This window comes from Pedobacter zeaxanthinifaciens, from assembly GCF_003313335.1.
Classification (GTDB): Bacteria; Bacteroidota; Bacteroidia; order Sphingobacteriales; family Sphingobacteriaceae; genus Pedobacter; species Pedobacter zeaxanthinifaciens.
This window is the reverse complement of record NZ_QMHP01000001.1, coordinates 378,810-394,260: the sequence shown is the minus strand read 5'-3', so window position 1 is coordinate 394,260 and position 15,451 is coordinate 378,810. Positions and strand designations below refer to the sequence as shown.

Genomic DNA, 15,451 nt, shown 5'->3' with positions numbered 1-15,451 from the left:
TTAGATACCAGGTAACAATACTTGGTCGATAGCGTGGATTACGCCGTTTGTTGTAATTACGTTAGTAGTAGTAATGTTTGAAGATGTAGTGTTACCTAAACCTTTCACTTTTGCACCACCTGTTAAGCTTATGGTTACTTTTCCACCTTGTACAGTAGTTGGCATAGCGCCTTCAGTTAAATCACTTGAAAGTACGCGACCAGCAATTACGTGGTAGGTTAAAATATTAGTTAATGTTGCAGGACTAGCTGCTTGAATTGAAGCAATGGTTGTAAATCCAGCATTGATGAAAGCTTGGTTAGTAGGTGCAAATACGGTAAATGGACCAGTACCCGATAATACCTGTGCAACGTTAGTGCTTCCTTGACTAGCCCTAGTTATTGCAGCAACTAAAAAGCTGAAGTTAGCGTTTGCCTGTGCCGCTTGAACTATATTTCCGCTTGCTGGCATCAACACTCGGTTAATAATGTGTACCACACCATTTTTAGCATTTACATCTGCGGTTAACACAGTAGCACCATTTACGAATACACCGTTAGCATTTTTAGTTACAAATACGTTGGCATTTGCCGAAGTAGCAACAGCCGTGTTTGACGCCGTTGGTATAGCTGATGCAGGCGTACGGTTAGGCAATACGTGGTAAAGTAAAATTTGTTTCAAGGTTTCAGCAGACATTGCCGTAATTTTTGCATCGGTATCTAAACCAGCAGCAGCAAATGCAGCATTGTTTGGCGCAAATAAAGTGAAGTTACCCTCACCTTTCAACGTTCCAGTTAACTGTGCATGATTTAACGCAGTTTCTAATAAAGAGAAATTGTCATCAGCTGCAACAATATCAGCAATTGAAAGATTTTCTTGTACATCATTATCTTTCTTGCAAGAAGAAAAAAAGGCAGACCCAACAAGCGCAACCATTAACGCTAGCTTCGAAAATTTAAAGTTAAGTGTTTTCATATTTTAGTATTTTTTTATACAATATCACTACAAAATAAATACCAAAAGGTTTTAAATTACACTAAAGTATTTTTTAAAATATCATCAACTATTATTTAGTTCATTTCTATACTAATTTTATTTATTTTTGTATTAAAATATTTACGAAATGTCATATCACCTAGTTAAAGAAATCATTGGATTAGCTGAACGCTACGAACAAGAAAATGTACATGCAAAAAAAGATGATGTACATGGATTTGTACAATGGATTAACCAACACTTGGACGGTACTTCAGTAAGCTTGCCTGAACCTGATTGGAATGGAAAAATTTACGGTAGATCTGCCGACAGCGTAATTAATACTTCTTTAGTGCATTTATATCGATACGCAAAACAACATGCTAAAGAAGCTATTGCAGGTTCGGAATTCTCTACTTCTGATGATTTCTTCTATCTGATTAGCCTAATGTCTCATGGCAGCATGACCAAAACTGCATTAATTAAGCTTAATGTGCACGAAAAATCTGCAGGGATACAAATTGTAAATAGACTGATTACCGGCGGTTTTGTAACGCAGGAAACTACGCATGATGATAAGCGTAATAGGATGATCAGTATTACTGAAAAAGGTAAAAGTGCTTTAAATAAACATATTGAGCAAATGAGAACGGCTTCGCAAAATGTTACGGAACCGTTATCAAATGCAGAAAAAATGGAACTTATCAGGTTACTTACCAAATTGGAAGACTTCCACGAGGCAAGAGCTGTTAAGTTATAGTCGTTAGGCTATAGTTTCTTCTAGTACCTGGGTATAAAAGTCTTGCAATTTCATACCCATTGCGGCTACTTGTTGCGGAATAAAGCTAGTTGCGGTTTGTCCGGGTATGGTATTGATTTCGATGAAGTAAAAATTTCCAGTTCCGTGTTCTAAGAAATAATCTATTCTTACAATCCCTCGGCAATTCAGTTTTTGATAAACATCGGCAACTACCTGCTCTACCCTAGCCTTTTCTTCTTCGCTCATATCTCCAGGAGTAATTTCTTCGGTAACACCTGGTGTATATTTAGCATCAAAATCGAAAAATTCATTTTTGGTTTTCACCTCAGTAGTGGGCAATACCACAATTTTGCCTTTGGTTTTAAATACACCTATGGAGAACTCCCTTCCCTCAACAAATTCTTCTACTAAAACTTGGGTATCTTCATTAAAGGCTTTCTCTAATGCAGCAGCTAAATCATCTACATGTTTTACCTTGCTCATACCAATACTGCTGCCACCATTGTTAGGCTTAACAAAATAAGGCAGCTTCAATTGTGCTTTTACTTCTTCAGCGTCGTAATCTTCTTTAAATAGTTGAAGTGATTTGGCCACATTTAAATTCTTGATTCCATTTACAATTGCTTTGGTGTAGCCTTTATTCATGGTAATGGCACTGGTTAACGCGTTACAAGTAGTATAAGGTACGCCCAGCATATCAAAATAACCTTGTAATTTTCCATCTTCTCCCGGCGATCCGTGAATGGCAATAAAAACGCCATCAAATACTATCTTTTTCCCTTTAATGTTTAGAGAGAAATCGTTTTTGTCAACTTCAATTTTAACTGAATCTGCTGGTTCGTAAAACCATCCATTTTCAGTAAGCATAATTTTATAAACTTCGTATTTGCTAGTATCTATATTTTGGGCAATTGTTGCAGCACTCTTTACCGAAACCACCCATTCGCCTGTGGTTCCGCCAGTTAGTAGTGCAATGGTCTTCTTCATCTTTTAAAAATTAGTTTTATTTATGCTTGTGTTAATTGAAAATAAAAAATTATGAGTTTAATAACTTTATACCTCAAAAATAGAAATTAGTTAAACAGATTTGTTTTTAATTTAAGATAAATATTTTTTTAAGCTAAATTTGGGCTTAATTTTAATCAAAAGCTAATGGGCAACTTTACCGAGTACCTTAAAACAAAGTCTTTTCGAACCAATATCATAGCGGCAATTTGCACCTTCTTCGCACTTCTACTTATCGCTTTTTTCAGTTTACGTTACTACACCAAACACGGCGAGGGCTTAGAAGTACCTAACCTAAAAGGTTTAAAAATAGAAGATGCTATAAGCAAATTGGAAGGCTTGGGCTTACGCTACGAAATCGACTCTGTTTACATTATGGATCAGCCGCCTGGCATTGTAACCGATCAGGATCCCGACCCGCAAACTTTTGTGAAAGACAACCGTACCATCTATTTAACAATTAATACCAATAATGCTCCTAATGTTAGATTTCCTGACATCGAAGCTAAATCCCTCCGCGAAGCGAAATCAATTATTGAAAGCTACGGTTTAAAATTGGGTGATACCACCTACAAACCAGACGTAGCTAGAGATGTGGTTTTGGAAGCTTTGTTTGGCGGACAGCCAATTAAAGCTGGCGAAAGTTTGCCAAAAGGTTCAAGAATCAATTTTGTTTTAGGCGATGGCCGCGGAAATGAAGAAGTTGAACTGCCTAACTTAACAGGTTTAACTATTGACGAGGCTAAGTTTTCTCTAAAAGGCTCCATGCTAACTATTGGAACTATTACTTACCAAGGTACTATTACTGATACTGCCAACGCCATAATCGTAAGCCAATTTCCTTTAGCAACAGATAGCTTAAGCAAAGTTCGCATAGGTACGCCAATTAACATAACGCTAACAAACAAACAATAACCCACCAAATGAGCACAAACAAACCCCTTAAAAAAAGCTATAAAATTGCATTAGTTGTTTTGGCTGTGGTAGCCTTAGTTGGAGGCTATTTCGGTTTAAAATTTTATAAAACTTACTTTGCACCAAACGTAACTGGTAAAGAAAAATACCTTTACATTAAAACAGGCTATGTTTTTGAAGACTTAGTAACCGACATGCGTTACAAGGATATTTTAAATGACATTGGAACTTTTTGGGAAGCTGCTGAAAACATGAACTTACAAGGGCCACTGAAGCCTGGTAGGTATCGCTTAAAAGAAGGCATGAATAACAGAGCCTTTATCAATATGCTAAAAGCTGGTAATCAGGAACCTGTGAAGTTGAAATTTCAAAACATCAGAAAAATTGATGGCTTAGCTGCCTTGTTGGCTAAAAATTTAGAACCAGATTCTACCGCATTTATTAAACTGTTCGACTCTGCCGCTTATGTGGAACAATATGGTTTCAATACAGATAATGTTTACACCATGTTCATTCCAAACACCTACGAAATGTACTGGAATACTTCGCCAAAAGAGTTTTTCAAAAAGATGAATGCAGAGTACGTTAAATTTTGGAACGCTGATCGTAAACAAAAGGCTGCTGCACTCGGTCTTGATCCAATTAAAGCAACCATATTGGCTTCAATTGTTGATGCCGAAGCGCTTTACGACAAAGAAATGCCAACAATTGCGGGTCTTTACTGGAATAGGTTGCAAAAAGGAATGTTGTTACAAGCTGATCCAACGGTAATTTTTGCCAATGGCGATTTTACGGTGAAACGTGTTACCGGAGCAATGCTAGGTGCCGATTCGAGATACAATACCTATAAATATGTAGGTTTGCCTCCGGGACCAATCAACATGCCAAGTATCAACGCAATTGATGCCGTACTTAACAAACAAGACAATAACTACCTTTACATGTGCGCTAAGGAAGATTTTTCTGGCTACCACAACTTTGCGGCAACAGTTCAGGAGCATAACATCAATGCTAAAAAATACAGAGAGGCTTTAAATCAAAGAAATATCTTTAGATAATGTTCACTTACGAAACTAAGGTTAAAGTTAGATACGCAGAAACTGATCAGATGGGCGTGGTATATCACGGAAATTATGCCCAATATTACGAAATTGCCCGTACAGAATGTTTTGAAGCCTGCTCTGGTATGACCTACGCCTCAATGGAAGCTGATGGCGTAATGCTACCAATATTAGAATTGCAATCCAAATACTTAAAGCCAGCACTTTATAACCAGGTACTCACTATTAAATCAATAGTGAAGGAGTTGCCCACCGTAAGGTTACATGTGGAATACGAAATCTACAACGAAGCCAATGAGCTCATCAATATTGGAAAAACAACGCTAGTATTTGTAGATAAGCACACTCGGAGGCCTTGTCAGCCACCAGAAAACTTTATGAAAAATGTAAGGCAGTATTTTTGATTTAAAATTGTAGAAGTACAATTTTGAAATGTATTTGTAGCATCTTAAATATGCATTTCTACAATTAAAATAATTAAGCGATATATTTAAATCGTAGTTGTAATCTAAAATCGTAAATATATTTAATGAACTGGCTACACAAACAGCTATTAAAGTTGAGGCCCTACTCTTTGTTTATTGAGTGGACCAAGGTTTGTGTTTTGCCCGGTTTCAGTCCGTTGCCAATTTACACTGTCGCCACTTTTTTCTTTAAAGAAATAGGTAAAGATACCTTGGTAAACAAAGCTTCTTCGCTAGCCTACAATTTTATGTTGGCCATTTTTCCGGGAATTATTTTCCTATTTACGTTAATTCCATACATCCCAAAACGCATTGGTTTTCAAGAGGGCTTGATGTCTTTATTGGCACTGGTATTGCCAAACAATGCCTATTTAGCGTTCGAAGCCACCATTAACGATATTGTGAACATACAAAACGGAAGTCTACTCTCTATTGGTTTTTTCCTTTCGTTATTTTTTGCCACTAATGGCGTACATAACTTGATGATGGCGTTCAACAAATCATCGCTCATAGTTGAAACCCGTACCTTGCTTAAAAGACGGTTGGTGGCTCTGGTACTCACCATTGTTTTGGTGGTTTCTATGATCATTTGTATTGCCGCAATGACTTTGGGCGAGTTGGCCATCGATTTTTTCAGAAAAGAAATCAACTACAATGGAAGTTTAACAATTTACGCCATCAAAATTACACAGTGGGCATTATTGGGCGTATTGTACTTTATTAACGTTTCCATTTTGTACCGCTACGGTCCTGCTCATGCAAAAAAGTGGAAATTTTTTAGTGCAGGCTCATGGCTAGCCACCATTTTAGCCTTCCTAACCATTTGGGGCTTCTCTTTTTACATCAATAATTTCAGTGCCTACAATAAAATTTACGGCTCAATAGGCACGTTGATGGTGGTAATGATTTGGCTATACCTCAATTCTTTAATCTTGTTGGTGGGCTTCGAGCTTAATGCCAGCGTTGATCTTTCTAAAAGAAGTGTAAAAATCATAAGGCCAAATTTTAATCTATTTAAAAGCAACAATAAAGACGAAAATAGTTAACATAGGTTCCGTATAAGAGAATTATGCTTTTGCTAGCGATAGCGCTTCAAATCTTCGTTCACCTAATTTTCGGTCTCTTATTTTTCGGGCTGCACTAATGAGCCAAAGTACTTTCTTTGAAAGAAAAATAAGCAACCGAGAGTTTTTGTTACTTTTTGCGGTCAAAAAGTAAGAGCCCAGCGGCGGCGAGCTAAAAAAACACATTTAATGCAGCTTTTAAAGAATTATAAAAGTACTTAATCCATACTCACGTTATTTATCTCTTAATTAGTAGTAAAGCCAATTCCCAGTACTATTTTCGTTAGTCCCGTTATCCACTCATACGCCTGCGCCAGCGCCTCAGTCAACGCTGGGCCTTATCCACTTGGCCGGTATCCGTTACTACCGGGTTTAGTTAACCAACTGCCATGCAATAATCAAAAACCTCAATCTGCAAACCGTTCAAGCATTTTTTGTGAAGTCAATTATCATTTTTTATAGCTGATAACTAAGCGCTTAAAACAAACTTCATAAAATACCTAAACTATAATTTGCGTAATAACCTAGAGTTTGTACTTTTGTCCCCGGAAAGTTGGCAGAGTGGTCGAATGCGGCGGTCTTGAAAACCGTTGTCTGTCACAGGACCGGGGGTTCGAATCCCTCACTTTCCGCGGAAATAAAATAGAAATCCTGCACATTATTGTAGCAGGATTTTTTATTTCAGGCCATTCAGTTTATCAACAGCAAAAAGTACGGAAAGTATATAATAGCTGCGCAAATCAATGCAAAGAGGCAAATTACCAGTACCGCACCTGAAGCTAAATCTTTAGTTTTTCCTATCAAGGGGTCTTGCTGCTCCGTTACACGGTTGGCCAGTGTTTCAATGGCCGTATTGAAAATTTCAGCGGTCCAAGCTAAGCCAATCAATAGTAAGGTAATTAGCCAATCAAACTTATTAACCTGTAGTAATGTATTAAGCACTATCACTAAAATGGCCGCAACCAAATGAAAGAGCATGTTATTTTCATTTCTAAATGCCAGCAAAATACCTCGCCAAGCATACCGATAACTTTTTAGATGTTTATTTAATCTGCTCATTGCTTTTTAATTAAATACGTGTGCCAAATACACAATGCAATAACTTGCTAAACAAATCAAAGCATTTGCATTTCTAGATTTGAGCAAGTTTTGCCGCTCCATTTTTTCGTTCCAAAATCCATTGGCCAATAACCAAAATACTAGGCTGAATATAATATCTACGATATCAAATCTGCCATTGGTTATATGAAATAACTGCAGCAGCTCTAAGGTAAAACAAAAAATAAGTGGAATAAAGGTGCAATTCAAACGCCATTTACCAAAGTTAATATCATAATTTTTAGAGGTGAGCGTAATGCACAATACCCATAAGCCTTCTGGTAATGAATAAATAAGCATATTGTTTAATGGAACAGCATTTACAATACTATGCTTCAAAAGCAGATAGTTTTCAGCAGAAACCAATTGGATGAACAAACAGGTGACTACAGTTTTTTCTGTTCTGTAAAATAAATAAATCAGCAAGCTAACCAATAAGGCCAAACCAATAGCAACATATTTTTTCATGGCTTTTCAACAACAAGCAATTTAAAGTAACTACCCCAACCAAAACCAACTTCCTTAACTAACGTGAATTGTTTTAAAACAGTGAGTTCACTTATTTTGAACACAGAACGAAAATGAAAAGCTTTTGAAAAAGGCTCAAACATTTTATCAACGTACTTCAGGCAGTTATTGGGTGTAAAATGATTTAAGATGAATAGCTTTCCGCCAGGTTTTAACACCCTGTAAACTTCAGATAATACTCTGTTAGGATCATCCACTACTGCAATAACATGCGATAATACTGCATAATCAAATGCCTTATCACTAAAATGGAGCTGTTTACCATCCATTTCAAGCAAATCAGCATTGCCCGTATCATATTTCTTAGCCGCGTTCAACATCGCAATAGAGGTATCAATGCCTGTTATTTGATGTTTGCCATAATATTTCAGGTGTTGCCCGTTTCCCACTCCTATCTCCAATAAATTTCCCTTTGGCAACAAACACACTTCTTTAAATAAAATTTTCTTTTGGGGCTTAAGTAAAATATCTACCAAAGGATAGCATATGGAAAACTTATTGTAAAAATTAGCGGTACGCTCAGTCATGTTAACTTATAATTTCATTTAATCCAGCAACTATCACAAAAGCTATTGAATAATTGCCAAGCAAATTTATTCATTTACTTTATATTTCAAAGTACTTTGTTAAATAGAATTTTAGGACATAAAAAAAATCCAATGATTTACACCATTGGATTTAACTTAATCCTCTCTACTCCCATCATCGGCCATACGCACCATTTTTGGTTCAAACTTGGCTACTACATCTACTAAATCTTGTTGTGCAGCCATCACTTGATGTATGTCTTTATACGCCATCGGTGCTTCATCTAAGCCGGCGCCAATCAAAGTTACACCATGATCCTTCAACACCGCCTTCATCTCCGCTTTGGTGATGTTTTTTATAGCTTTTGAACGGCTCATTAACCTACCCGCACCGTGTGAAGCCGAATGGATTGACTCCACTTCTCCCTTTCCTCTTACTAAGAAACCGGGAGCTGTCATACTGCCTGGAATAATTCCCATCACACCCTTTGCTGCTGGCGTTGCGCCTTTTCTATGCACAATCACTTCTTCGCCATTTAAAGTTTCTTTCCATGCAAAATTATGATGGTTTTCTACTTTAGCTAGCACTTTAGCACCTATGGCTTTGGTTAATCTTTTATGGATCACTTCGTGACAGGCAGAGGCATAATCGCCGGCTAAATTCATGGCAATCCAATATTCCTGACCTTCTGCACTATTTAAATCCAAGTAGGCTAAGTTTGCGGCATCATCAGGAAGTTTACAAAGCTGTTTTGCTACTTTTGTGTAATGGCCAGCAATGGTTGCACCCAATCCTCTTGAACCAGAATGTGTTAACAAGGCAACGTATCTTCCTTTATCGATATTCAAGATCTCATCACGTTCCGCAAAATCAATGATGCCCCACTCCACAAAATGATTACCGCCACCAGAAGTACCTAACTGCGCCCAAGCTTTTGCATGCAACCCTCTTAGCAGCGGAGTAGCTTGAAATGTTTCACTTTCCATCACCTCGTGGTCGGCCCTCTCAAAACCTCTAAATTCCCTACCGGCACCAAACTTGGTAAAGGCAATTAATTCTCTTTTATACTTGTCATCCTTACCGAAATAATGCTTCTCCGGTATATCAAATATGCTTAAAGCCATTCTACAACCAATATCAACGCCAACGCCGTAAGGAATAATGCTATTATTTGTAGCTAAAACACCACCAATTGGCAATCCGTAGCCCTGATGGGCGTCTGGCATTAATGCACCGGCAACGGTAACTGGCAATTTCATTGCAATGTTCATTTGCTTTCTGGCGCCTTCTTCAATGTAACTTTCCCCGAAAATACGGTAGTCTTTTGATACGTTATTTAATGAAATGGTGTCGTCCAATTCGGTATTATTTTCTGCTACAATTAGTTCGGCCAATGGTGCTAACTTGTCGTCGTCCAAAAAGCTTTCTGGATAGCTTTTAATTTTCTTTAACAGATTCAAAATCTCTTCTTTAGCTAAATCTTCAAAATGTTCAGCAATTAAAGTTAAAGCTAAGCCTATTGTTTTACCTTCGGAGAAACCCACGGTTAAAAGCTCATTTCCTGTAATGATTGTTTTCATATTATTCTTTCTTAAAACTCGGCAAGCATCGTTCACTTGCCGAGGGTGTCATTTAGTTATCCAGTAAACTATTACGATATAATCAACCGGCAACATTACAAAGATGCAAGCGGATGTACGCAGTACAATTGCGCAATAAGTAAATTATTTTGATTTTTATTTAAGTAATTGATTTTTATATAATTAAAATTAAATTAACATCAAATACACTTCAAAAAATTTGATGTGCGCAAATACAATGCGCAGATCAAATTAATTATTGAATAATTTTTTATTAGTTTTATTGCATAGCTACTGCTAAAGCAATTAAAATTTTAATATGGCCGTCAATAAACTAGCTTTAATAAGATATAAAACAATTGATGATTGTTTAAGAAACAGATACAAGAAATGGACTTTGGAAGACCTCATCGAAAAAGTTTCCGATACGCTTTATGAACTCGAAGGAATTACTTCCGGCGTAAGCAAGCGAACCATACAAGCGGATATCCAACTGATGCGAAGTGATAAGTTGGGTTATAAGGCACCAATAGTGGTTAAGGACAAACGATTTTATGTTTATGAAGATCCCAATTTTAGCATTACGAAAGCGCCAATTAATAACGCCGATGTAGATAAAATGAAAGAAATTGTTGGCGTGTTAAAAGAGTTTAATGCTTTCAATTATTTCGATGAAATGAGCGACATGATTGCTCGTTTGGAAAACAACCTGCATAAATCGACCCATAAAAATGGAAATTACATTCAGTTAGAAAACAATAATAGAGTTAAAGGAACTGAATATATTCCTGCCCTTTATCAATCCATCTTAAAAAAAATAGCACTGCTGATTGAGTACAAATCCTTCAAAGCCCAAAAATCGCAAAATACCATTTATTACCCCTATTTATTAAAGGAGTATCGGAACAGATGGTTTTTAATTGTTAGAGCCAAAAAAACTAACATGTTAATGAATTTGGCACTAGATCGAATTATTGAGTTTCAGGAATTACCAAATGAACCTTTTTTACCTTATGATGGAGTTGACTTTGACCGATATTACAACGACCTAATTGGCGTTACCAAAAACGCTACAGATAGGGCGCAAAAAGTAATTTTAGAATTCGATGCTGCAACTACCCCATATATTATCACTAAGCCTTTACACCACTCGCAACAACTTGTGGCACAAAAAGAAGTCACCTCTGTTTTTAGGATCGATGTTGTACTTAACTATGAATTGGAACGCGAAATACTTGGTTTTGGGGAATGTGTGAAAGTGTTAGGCCCTAGAATACTAGCACAGAAAATCAGAAGAAGAATAAAACATGCCGCTGCGAAATATGAACTTGATGATGCACAGGCAGCCAAAGGAAAACAAAGCCAGCTGGCACTTTAATAAAAAATAGCCCTGAGGGGAACTCAGGGCTATCGTTTTGTTATCAATTAGGATAACTCAAATTTATATCCAACACCTTTTACGGTTGAAACGTAATTTTCACCGAGTTTCTCTCGTAATTTCCTGATGTGAACATCTATTGTTCTGTTGGTGACTACCACGGAATCTTCCCAAATATTTTTAAGAATGGATTCACGTGTGTAAACCTTACCTGGTTTAGATGCTAATAAGTAAAGTAATTCAAATTCTTTCTTCGCTAACACCACTTTTTCTCCATTTTGATAAACTAAATAAGATTCCCTATCTATCACCAAATCACCAATTTCTAATCTATTTTCAGAAATCTCATCGCTACTTGCATTACGACGCAAAATTGCATTGATGCGGCTTACTAATGCTCTTGGCTTTATTGGCTTAGCAATATAATCATCTGCACCTACATTAAAACCCGCTATTTCAGAATACTCCTCGCTTCTAGCTGTTAAAAACACCATAAAAGTATTTTTAAATTCAGGTATGGCCCTCATTAAACGGCAAGCTTCAATACCGTCCATCTTCGGCATCATGATATCCAAAATAATCAAATCTGGCTGAACCTTTTTAGCTACATTGATACCATCTTGACCATTGCTGGCTAAAAAAACCTGATAACCCTCTTTTTTTAAGTTATATTCTATTAACTCAAGGATATCCGGTTCGTCATCAACTATTAGGATCTTTTGTTTAGCTGTACTCATTGCGGTTTTATTTGTTACGAAAGTAAGTATACAATTGCAACATTTAGTTAAAATGAAGTTAATAAATTGTTAAGACTACTCCATATTTTAACATAGATTTAGAATTGGCGTAAGGTTTTGTTTAAAAATGCATTAAGCTCCTCGCCCCTCAAATCTCTAGCGATGATTTTGCCATTTGGATCGAGTAAAAATGAGCTTGGAATAGCCTCAACCTGATACAACTTCACTGTTTCGCCTTCAAAATCTTTTAATTCACCAACTTGATCCCATGCTAAGTTATCTTGCTTAACCGCCTGTGCCCAAGCATTTTTATCTTTATCTAAAGAAATGCCCAATATAGTGAAGTTTTTATCCTTGTAAGTTTGATAAGCTTTTACCACGTTCGGGTTTTCTGCTCTACATGGACCACACCACGATGCCCAAAAATCTAACAGCACATACTTTCCTCGGTAGTCGCTTAATTTAACCGTTTTACCATCAATGCTTTGAATGGTGAAATCAGGTGCGGTTTGACCAATTTGTACTGCTTTTAACCTACCAACTTTTTCCACAAAATTTTTAACTGCCGAGTGCTGCTTTAAACCTGCGTCAACTTTATCTGCATAAGCTACCAAAGCTTTTTCATTTCCTATTGGATTAACCAGGCTAATGGCGTAAAAACTCACCAAAGATTTAGAGTTTTCCATTGCGAATTTGATGATCGCTTGATTCAAATCATTTAAAGCGTTGTTGTATACCGGCGATAGCTGTTGTAATAGTGCATCTCTTTGGTCGGGGTTGGCAGCTACTTTTTCCTCAAATTGCTTACTTACTTCAAATATTTTCGTTTGGTATTTGATTTTCAAATCGTTGAACTCTGCTAGTTTAGCGGCATCATCTGCACCATCAATGGTATAATGCTGATTTTTATCGGCTACATCAGCGGTGATATCAACTTTATCACCATTTTTTGCAATCACAATATATTCGTTGGTCAAATAATTCACTCTGAAGAAATCTGCTTCAGGCTTGGTATTAACGAACTTAAAATCGCCATTTTCTGATAAATTGGTAGAATCCAACAACACCATGGTATTGCTAGCCATACCATACAAATACACCTTATTTTTTATATTGGCGTTTTTTAACTTTCCCTCTATGGTGAATTTGGTTTTATCTTTACAAGCGCTTAAAGCTGCTACTAAAACCAATACAATCAATGTTATTTTTTTCATTATTTAATTTTTGAATTAGATATGAGATTACCAGTAATTGAGCTATTGCTCCAATTTTTTTAGGATTAATTCATTTACGCTTTTCGCATCGGCTTTACCTTTGGCCAATTTCATTACTTCGCCAACAAACAAACCTAAAACGCCTTTCTTTCCTTTTTTGTATGCCTCAACCTGAGCTTGGAATTTAGTGAGCACTTCTTCAATTAGTCCTTCCAGCGCAGCGTTATCTTCAACTATCAATAAATTAAGTTGTTGTGCTAAGTTTTCTGCATTTTGATTTGCGTCAGCTTCCAAAGCGGGCAAAAGTTGTTGTAGGGCGTTTTGTTGTGATATTTTTTTAAGATCTACCAAATTGATTACCTGCGCCAACTGCGATGGAGTCAATGTATATTGGTTAATGCCAATTTGCTTTTCATTCAAAATAGCTTTGATGTTTCCAAGCAACCAATTCACTAAACTCTTTTTATTTGTAACTTCCTTAGCGGCAGCAACATAATATTCATAAAATGCACTTTCATCAGCTAATACTGCAGCTTCTGATAAATTGATACCTAATTCGGTCACTAAATTTTGAGCAATTTGTTTAGGCAGCATTGGCATTGTCGCTTTAACCTGCGCTAACCACTCATCTGAAATTTTTACAGGCGGTAAATCCGGATCAGGGAAATAACGATAGTCATTTGCTTCCTCCTTACTGCGCATTGGCGAAGTTGTGCCTTTATCGGCATCAAAATTTAAGGTACTTTGAATAATCTGTTCACCATTGCCAACTGCTTTTACCTGCCTGCCAAATTCAAAATCAATCGCTCTGCGCACATTGCGGATGGAATTTAGATTCTTTACTTCGCACCTCGTTCCGAATGCAGTATCACCCTTTTTGCGAATGGAAATATTAGCATCGCAACGCAAAGATCCTTCTTCCATGTTACCATCGCTAACGTTCAGGAAGCGCACTAATTGCCTAATTTCAGTTAACAAAGCTGACGCTTCCTCGGCACTGCGAATATCAGGTTCGGTTACAATTTCAATTAGTGGAACGCCAGCCCTATTCAAGTCAACAAAAGAAAAGTTTTCATCCTGATCATGCATGCTTTTTCCTGCATCTTCTTCCAAGTGAATTCGGTTAATACCTATTCTTTTCTCGCTGCCATCGCTTAAGCGAACACTTAAAAACCCATTTTTACAAATTGGACTGTTATCCTGTGTAATTTGATATCCTTTTGGTAAATCAGCGTAGAAATAGTTCTTGCGATCAAAAAAATTGTATTGGTTGATTTCACAGTTAAGTGCCAATCCAATTCGCATTGCCTTTTCTACTACCTCTTTATTTAATTTAGGTAAAGCTCCAGGAAGTCCCAACGATACTGTTGAAATGTGTTCATTAGGGCCTGCACCAAAAGCAGCGCTATCGGTACAAAATATCTTGGATTGTGTATTTAACTGGACATGTATTTCTAATCCCGAAACAAGTTCGAAATCGGTTACTTCATTTGCAATTGTAGTTGTGCTCATAATCGGCTAATATCCCTTTAAAGGATATCAAGTGTAGTATTTTAGTTTCAAATATAGGGATAAAATATGGAGTAATTGCCGTTTTCACAAAGGGTTTGCGTCAATTTTATTAGCTGATGCGCTTAAGTTTACACTTATTTTGATGATGTGAAAATCAGCGTAAGCTATTGTATCAATACTGAAACACGAAAATAGCACACAATCAAATGGCACGGTATTCGTTTTAGTTTTAACACACACAAGAACTAAATGTTATGAAACGATTAATGATGACGCTGACTATTGCTATAGTAGCAATTACAGCTTACAACTCAAGCGCTCAAGTTAGTTTAAATATTAATATAGGTGCACAACCTAATTGGGGCCCTAGAGGTTACGATTATGTTGAATATTATTATTTGCCAGAAATTAGAACCTACTATCATGTACCTACCAGGCGCTACGTTTACTACGAAGGAAATAGTTGGGTACGTAGAACAACTTTACCTAGAGCCTATAGAGGTTACGACTTATATAAAGGAAGGAAAGTGGTGATTAACGAACCTAGGCCTTACTTAAGAAATCGTACGACTCAGGTGATTATGGTTGATAAACATGGTCCGCATCATAAAGGTCCGAAACACCATAGAGGAAAAGGAAGACATTAAACCAAA

The 15,451-nt window shown here is 36.8% G+C and carries 16 protein-coding genes and 1 tRNA gene; 8 read left to right on the top strand and 9 right to left on the bottom strand.

The genetic code is table 11. From position 1 onward, the window contains the following. Window positions 1-954 carry a fasciclin domain-containing protein gene (locus DUT68_RS01660; protein ID WP_113635135.1) on the bottom strand — a complete coding sequence of 318 codons (954 nt, stop codon included), beginning with the start codon at window positions 952-954 and terminating at the stop codon, window positions 1-3. Between the two features lie 148 nt (window positions 955-1,102). Here DUT68_RS01660 and DUT68_RS01655 point away from each other — a divergent pair, with 148 nt between their 5' ends. Further along, on the top strand, window positions 1,103-1,714 hold the full coding sequence (locus DUT68_RS01655; RefSeq protein ID WP_113635134.1) for a MarR family winged helix-turn-helix transcriptional regulator: 612 nt from the start codon (window positions 1,103-1,105) through the stop codon (window positions 1,712-1,714). A gap of 3 nt (window positions 1,715-1,717) precedes the next feature. On the opposite strand, the gene DUT68_RS01650 is transcribed toward DUT68_RS01655, so the two are convergent. Beyond that, complete coding sequence (locus DUT68_RS01650; protein ID WP_113635132.1) at window positions 1,718-2,701, bottom strand: D-alanine--D-alanine ligase; 984 nt, start codon at window positions 2,699-2,701, stop codon at window positions 1,718-1,720. Window positions 2,702-2,866: 165 nt separating this feature from the next. Here DUT68_RS01650 and DUT68_RS01645 point away from each other — a divergent pair, with 165 nt between their 5' ends. From DUT68_RS01645 to DUT68_RS01620, 5 genes are all read left to right on the top strand, one after another. After that, the gene (locus tag DUT68_RS01645) at window positions 2,867-3,634 is read left to right on the top strand and encodes a PASTA domain-containing protein (protein WP_113635130.1); all 768 of its coding nucleotides are present in this window, start codon (window positions 2,867-2,869) and stop codon (window positions 3,632-3,634) included. A gap of 8 nt (window positions 3,635-3,642) precedes the next feature. Next, window positions 3,643-4,692 (top strand): endolytic transglycosylase MltG, encoded by a 1,050-nt coding sequence (gene mltG, locus DUT68_RS01640; RefSeq protein WP_113635128.1) that lies wholly within the window; start codon window positions 3,643-3,645, stop codon window positions 4,690-4,692. Continuing rightward, window positions 4,692-5,099: an acyl-CoA thioesterase gene (locus DUT68_RS01635; RefSeq protein WP_113635127.1), complete on the top strand. Its 408-nt coding sequence runs from the start codon at window positions 4,692-4,694 to the stop codon at window positions 5,097-5,099. Before mltG ends, DUT68_RS01635 begins: the two co-directional genes overlap by 1 nt. Window positions 5,100-5,224: 125 nt before the next feature. After that, window positions 5,225-6,205, top strand: coding sequence for a YihY/virulence factor BrkB family protein (locus DUT68_RS01630; protein ID WP_113635125.1), 981 nt, complete (start codon window positions 5,225-5,227; stop codon window positions 6,203-6,205). A 565-nt stretch (window positions 6,206-6,770) separates the two neighbouring features. Then, window positions 6,771-6,855: transfer RNA gene (locus tag DUT68_RS01620), tRNA-Ser, on the top strand. Window positions 6,856-6,913: 58 nt separating this feature from the next. On the opposite strand, the gene DUT68_RS01615 is transcribed toward DUT68_RS01620, so the two are convergent. The 4 genes from DUT68_RS01615 to DUT68_RS01600 all read right to left on the bottom strand — a co-directional run bounded on the left by DUT68_RS01615 (window position 6,914) and on the right by DUT68_RS01600 (window position 9,957). Next, complete coding sequence (locus DUT68_RS01615) at window positions 6,914-7,282, bottom strand: diacylglycerol kinase family protein (RefSeq protein ID WP_113635121.1); 369 nt, start codon at window positions 7,280-7,282, stop codon at window positions 6,914-6,916. A gap of 6 nt (window positions 7,283-7,288) precedes the next feature. Then, the gene (locus DUT68_RS01610) at window positions 7,289-7,789 is read right to left on the bottom strand and encodes a hypothetical protein (protein WP_113635119.1); all 501 of its coding nucleotides are present in this window, start codon (window positions 7,787-7,789) and stop codon (window positions 7,289-7,291) included. Then, the gene (locus tag DUT68_RS01605; protein ID WP_113635118.1) at window positions 7,786-8,376 is read right to left on the bottom strand and encodes a class I SAM-dependent methyltransferase; all 591 of its coding nucleotides are present in this window, start codon (window positions 8,374-8,376) and stop codon (window positions 7,786-7,788) included. Before DUT68_RS01605 ends, DUT68_RS01610 begins: the two co-directional genes overlap by 4 nt. A 156-nt stretch (window positions 8,377-8,532) precedes the next feature. Next, window positions 8,533-9,957 (bottom strand): RtcB family protein, encoded by a 1,425-nt coding sequence (locus DUT68_RS01600; RefSeq protein ID WP_113635116.1) that lies wholly within the window; start codon window positions 9,955-9,957, stop codon window positions 8,533-8,535. Window positions 9,958-10,276: 319 nt separating this feature from the next. On the opposite strand from DUT68_RS01600, the gene DUT68_RS01595 reads away from it, so the two are divergent. Beyond that, window positions 10,277-11,335, top strand: a complete 1,059-nt coding sequence (locus tag DUT68_RS01595; protein ID WP_113635114.1) for a helix-turn-helix transcriptional regulator — start codon at window positions 10,277-10,279, stop codon at window positions 11,333-11,335. Between the two features lie 47 nt (window positions 11,336-11,382). Here the strand turns inward: DUT68_RS01595 and DUT68_RS01590 are convergent, their stop codons facing one another. The 3 genes from DUT68_RS01590 to gatB all read right to left on the bottom strand — a co-directional run bounded on the left by DUT68_RS01590 (window position 11,383) and on the right by gatB (window position 14,798). Further along, a complete protein-coding gene (locus DUT68_RS01590) occupies window positions 11,383-12,072 on the bottom strand; it encodes a response regulator transcription factor (protein ID WP_113635112.1) in 690 nt (229 codons plus the stop codon). Between the two features lie 98 nt (window positions 12,073-12,170). Next, window positions 12,171-13,286 (bottom strand): TlpA disulfide reductase family protein, encoded by a 1,116-nt coding sequence (locus DUT68_RS01585; RefSeq protein ID WP_113635110.1) that lies wholly within the window; start codon window positions 13,284-13,286, stop codon window positions 12,171-12,173. A gap of 42 nt (window positions 13,287-13,328) precedes the next feature. After that, window positions 13,329-14,798, bottom strand: coding sequence for an Asp-tRNA(Asn)/Glu-tRNA(Gln) amidotransferase subunit GatB (gene gatB / locus DUT68_RS01580; RefSeq protein ID WP_113635108.1), 1,470 nt, complete (start codon window positions 14,796-14,798; stop codon window positions 13,329-13,331). A gap of 254 nt (window positions 14,799-15,052) precedes the next feature. Between gatB and DUT68_RS01575 the strand changes: the two genes are divergently transcribed. Further along, a complete protein-coding gene (locus tag DUT68_RS01575) occupies window positions 15,053-15,445 on the top strand; it encodes a hypothetical protein (RefSeq protein WP_113635106.1) in 393 nt (130 codons plus the stop codon). The last annotated feature ends 6 nt before the right edge of the window (window positions 15,446-15,451 follow it).

Excerpts from the sequence above, each read along its gene's own strand:
- DUT68_RS01660 (WP_113635135.1), bottom strand. The coding sequence starts at position 954 with ATGAAAACACTTAACTTTAAATTTTCGAAGCTAGCGTTAATGGTTGCG.
- DUT68_RS01655 (WP_113635134.1), top strand. The coding sequence starts at position 1,103 with ATGTCATATCACCTAGTTAAAGAAATCATTGGATTAGCTGAACGCTAC.
- DUT68_RS01650 (WP_113635132.1), bottom strand. The coding sequence starts at position 2,701 with ATGAAGAAGACCATTGCACTACTAACTGGCGGAACCACAGGCGAATGG.
- DUT68_RS01645 (WP_113635130.1), top strand. The coding sequence starts at position 2,867 with ATGGGCAACTTTACCGAGTACCTTAAAACAAAGTCTTTTCGAACCAAT.
- mltG (WP_113635128.1), top strand. The coding sequence starts at position 3,643 with ATGAGCACAAACAAACCCCTTAAAAAAAGCTATAAAATTGCATTAGTT.
- DUT68_RS01635 (WP_113635127.1), top strand. The coding sequence starts at position 4,692 with ATGTTCACTTACGAAACTAAGGTTAAAGTTAGATACGCAGAAACTGAT.
- DUT68_RS01630 (WP_113635125.1), top strand. The coding sequence starts at position 5,225 with ATGAACTGGCTACACAAACAGCTATTAAAGTTGAGGCCCTACTCTTTG.
- DUT68_RS01615 (WP_113635121.1), bottom strand. The coding sequence starts at position 7,282 with ATGAGCAGATTAAATAAACATCTAAAAAGTTATCGGTATGCTTGGCGA.
- DUT68_RS01610 (WP_113635119.1), bottom strand. The coding sequence starts at position 7,789 with ATGAAAAAATATGTTGCTATTGGTTTGGCCTTATTGGTTAGCTTGCTG.
- DUT68_RS01605 (WP_113635118.1), bottom strand. The coding sequence starts at position 8,376 with ATGACTGAGCGTACCGCTAATTTTTACAATAAGTTTTCCATATGCTAT.
- DUT68_RS01600 (WP_113635116.1), bottom strand. The coding sequence starts at position 9,957 with ATGAAAACAATCATTACAGGAAATGAGCTTTTAACCGTGGGTTTCTCC.
- DUT68_RS01595 (WP_113635114.1), top strand. The coding sequence starts at position 10,277 with ATGGCCGTCAATAAACTAGCTTTAATAAGATATAAAACAATTGATGAT.
- DUT68_RS01590 (WP_113635112.1), bottom strand. The coding sequence starts at position 12,072 with ATGAGTACAGCTAAACAAAAGATCCTAATAGTTGATGACGAACCGGAT.
- DUT68_RS01585 (WP_113635110.1), bottom strand. The coding sequence starts at position 13,286 with ATGAAAAAAATAACATTGATTGTATTGGTTTTAGTAGCAGCTTTAAGC.
- gatB (WP_113635108.1), bottom strand. The coding sequence starts at position 14,798 with ATGAGCACAACTACAATTGCAAATGAAGTAACCGATTTCGAACTTGTT.
- DUT68_RS01575 (WP_113635106.1), top strand. The coding sequence starts at position 15,053 with ATGAAACGATTAATGATGACGCTGACTATTGCTATAGTAGCAATTACA.